Source organism: Hydrogenophaga sp. (genome assembly GCF_030158645.1).
Classification (GTDB): Bacteria; Pseudomonadota; Gammaproteobacteria; order Burkholderiales; family Burkholderiaceae_C; genus Hydrogenophaga.
In genome coordinates this window covers 1-1,521 of the sequence record NZ_JAOASO010000121.1, presented here as the reverse complement: position 1 = coordinate 1,521, position 1,521 = coordinate 1, and the positions used below count along the sequence as shown (strand labels likewise).

Annotated in this window: 1 protein-coding gene; it reads left to right on the top strand. The window is 62.0% G+C overall.

Annotated elements, in window-relative coordinates; all coding sequences use genetic code 11:
- The first annotated feature begins 133 nt into the window (after positions 1-133).
- Positions 134-1,354 carry a tyrosine-type recombinase/integrase gene (locus Q1W68_RS13190; protein WP_300716925.1) on the top strand — a complete coding sequence of 407 codons (1,221 nt, stop codon included), beginning with the start codon at positions 134-136 and terminating at the stop codon, positions 1,352-1,354.
- Positions 1,355-1,521: the final 167 nt, after the last annotated feature.

Genomic DNA, 1,521 nt, shown 5'->3' with positions numbered 1-1,521 from the left:
CAGCGGTTATGTTGCGGCCCGAGATATGTGGCCATCGGCGGCGCCGTCAACGCGGTTACACGATTCTGCGGTAGTTGACACAACATAAATATCGGCACCTGCTGGCAGCCCTTCTTCACTTTTGAGGCCTGCCATGTTCGAGAAACTCTTCGCCGATGTCGGCACGATCGCACGTCATCGTGACGGCCCCCTGTTTGACGAGCGACACCGCTATTTGCTTCACTGCGCCTCAGTCGGCGCCACGCTGCACACACAACGCAATCGGGCCAGAGCCTTGCTCTGGCTCGCCATGTCTCTTCCGGCAGGCGTCCACCGCCAGGTCGACGCTGAACAGCTGCGCCGGCTGATAGCAGCGCACCGGCCGCCTGTTACTGACCAAACGGCAGCGGGCCTGCTCAACATTGGGCGACCATGGCTGAAGTTCATTGGCTGGTGGCATCAGCCCGAGCAGCCAATTGCATTCCCCGAGGCGCTCGATCGGTTCGTGGTGTGGATGCGGGACGAGCGAGGCCTGACGCCGTGCACAGTCGAGCAGTGGCGCTACCGTACGACCAACTTCCTAAGGTGGTGCAAGGAGACGGGTAGAGATCTCAAGTCGCTTGAGCCCAAAGACATTGACGCCTACTTCGTGACCTATGGCGCGCAGCGATGGTCACGAATCTCCGCTGGCCATATCGCGAGAATGCTGCGCGTGTTCTTCAAACATGCTGCTTCGACTGGCGCGTGCTCAAAGAGCTTGGCCGGCTCAATCCTGTGCCATCGGCGTTACCGCCTCGAGACGCTCCCTTACGCGCTGGGCTGGCATGACGTTCAGCGGTTGATCAACACCGCCACAGGTAGCACCGAGGATGACGTGCGGGATCGAGCCATCCTTCTGTTGCTTGCGATCTATGGGCTGCGACGCGGCGAAGTCGCCGCCCTGCGCCTCGAAGACATCGACCGCGAGCAAGGCCACATCCGGGTCTGGCGGCTCAAGCGCCACCAACCGCAAATCTATCCACTGGTGTCGTCGGTCGAGCAGGCCCTCATCTCGTACATCGAAACCGTCAGACCTTCGGTTGCCCATGCGCAAGTGTTCATCCGAACGCGGTCACCCCGTGTACCAATCACGCCGCCTGGCATCTACGACGTTGTCAACCGGCGCTTGCGTTCGCTGGGCGTGCAGGCGGCGCACCTCGGCCCCCACGCGTTGCGCCATGCCTGCGCATCGAAGATGCTCGCCGACGGACTGACGCTCAAGGAGATCGGCGATCACTTGGGTCACCGCAGCGCGGCCTCGACAAGCATCTACGCCAAGGTCGACCTGGCTGCTCTGCGCCAAGTCGGCGAATTCGACTTGGGGGGCCTGCAATGAAGACGAGCGAACTCATCAAAGACTATCTCGCCGCCAAGCGTGCCCATGGAACGCGGCTGCGTAGTGGTGAGCGTGCGCTGTACCAGTTCGCACGCGAGACCGATGATCAACCGCTGGCCGCGGTGACGCCCCAAGCAGTGGCGACATTCCTACGCGGCCGTGGTGAT